Here is a 1,680-nt window from a genome sequence, read left to right on the forward strand (position 1 = left end):
CCTGAATAATTCATACTTTCCTTATAACTGTTTAGAAACTGCCTAACGGCAGGGTAAAATAACTTTTCGGTTTTCACCCGTTAAGTGATGCAAAAAGAACCCCGTTCTGTTATGGTAAAGGTGTCTAAACCAACCATAAGAAAGGAGTTCTTCTCATGAATAGTTTACAGAAAAAACAAGTTAAATTCAATTCAAATATGACAATTTCACATACAGGTGGTCGATTATCGAGCGATTCGGGTTTGGTATTAGTTAAAGAATTAATGAACACTTTCGGTTTTTCAAGTTTAGCTGAACACCTGCTCCACATAAAAGACAATCGTGCTTACTTCACACATGATAATTTGGCGATATTTGAACAACTTATCATGCAGCTGATTGCTGGATATTCGGCAGATTCGTCAGCTAATTTGTTAAGACAAGATCCAGTATTCCAAATAGTGCTAGGTAATAAACATTTAGCCTCACAGTCGTCAATCTCAAGGTTCCTCGATCGTTTTACTGAAGAGAATATGAATCAATTTCAATCATTGAATCAAGCATTAATTGACAAAGCACGGCTGATTCGCAATGACACCGAGTTAATCATCGATATCGATTCGACTCATTCAGATACCTATGGTCGCCAAGAACAAACAGATTATAATGCACATTATCAAACTTATGGGTATCATCCTCTCGTTGCTTTTGATGGACTGACTGGGGATTTCTTAAAAGCTGAACTACGTTCAGGTAACCAGTACACATCCAAAGGCGTAAAGAAGTTTATAGACCCACTGCTGGATCACTACTCTAAGGCTTTGCCTCATACCGATATTCTAGTTAGAGGGGACAGCGGATTCGCTACACCAGAGGTATATGAGTCCTGTGAAGCCAATCATAGTCACTATGTGATTCGATTAAAGAACAATAGACGCTTAGGTCTGCTAGCTGAACAATCCATCTTGTATGGATATAATCAAAATTGGGAAGAGCGAGAAGTCCAGTATTTTTCACTGTCTTATCAAGCTCAATCATGGTCCAAGCCTCGTCGTATCTGTATTCGCTCCGTTCGCGAAGGAGGAGAGCTGCTCTTCAACCATACGTTTATTGTGACTAATCTATCAGAAAATGTTTCACCTAAAACCATCTTCTCTCTATACGGTAAACGAGGGACAATGGAAAACTATATCAAAGAAGCTAAAGCAGGCTTTTATTTTGACAAAACCGACAGTCCACGCTTCTTAGAAAATCAAGTCAGAATGATGATTAGTGTCCTAGCTTATAATCTTGTTAACTTTCTAAAGACGATTGGCTTTGAAAAAGTAAATCAGGGTATGACCATTCATTCCATACGACTGAAATTGCTTAAAGTCGCCGGTAAGCTTGTTCAAACAGGCAGGAGGGTCTATCTCAAACTGTCGAGTTATCATGTATATCAAACTGAATTTTATAAGATTTTCGAACGCCTGCGGCGATCCAAACAATGGATTTAAAAATGTTTATTTAATATATTTTTTGAAGCTTATTTTTAAAAGGGAGTAGTCTGCCCTTAAATAGATAAAAAATCTTTTAAGAGCTTCTTCTACAGTTATCATGATCGAAATTACATCATTTATGAGAGAATGCAATTGATTTTATTGAAAAATAGGAAATTTGTCCAAAAAATAGCGTTAATTTAAAGCTATGAATTATTCAGGA

The 1,680-nt window shown here is 36.8% G+C and carries 1 protein-coding gene; it reads left to right on the forward strand.

All coding sequences use genetic code 11. The annotated features are described in order from the left end of the window. The first annotated feature begins 155 nt into the window (after positions 1 to 155). Positions 156 to 1,475 (forward strand): IS1380 family transposase, encoded by a 1,320-nt coding sequence (locus AKA01nite_RS09185; protein ID WP_146925026.1) that lies wholly within the window; start codon positions 156 to 158, stop codon positions 1,473 to 1,475. Positions 1,476 to 1,680 lie beyond the last annotated feature (205 nt).

Source organism: Alkalibacterium kapii (genome assembly GCF_007988865.1).
GTDB lineage: Bacteria > Bacillota > Bacilli > Lactobacillales > Carnobacteriaceae_A > Alkalibacterium > Alkalibacterium kapii.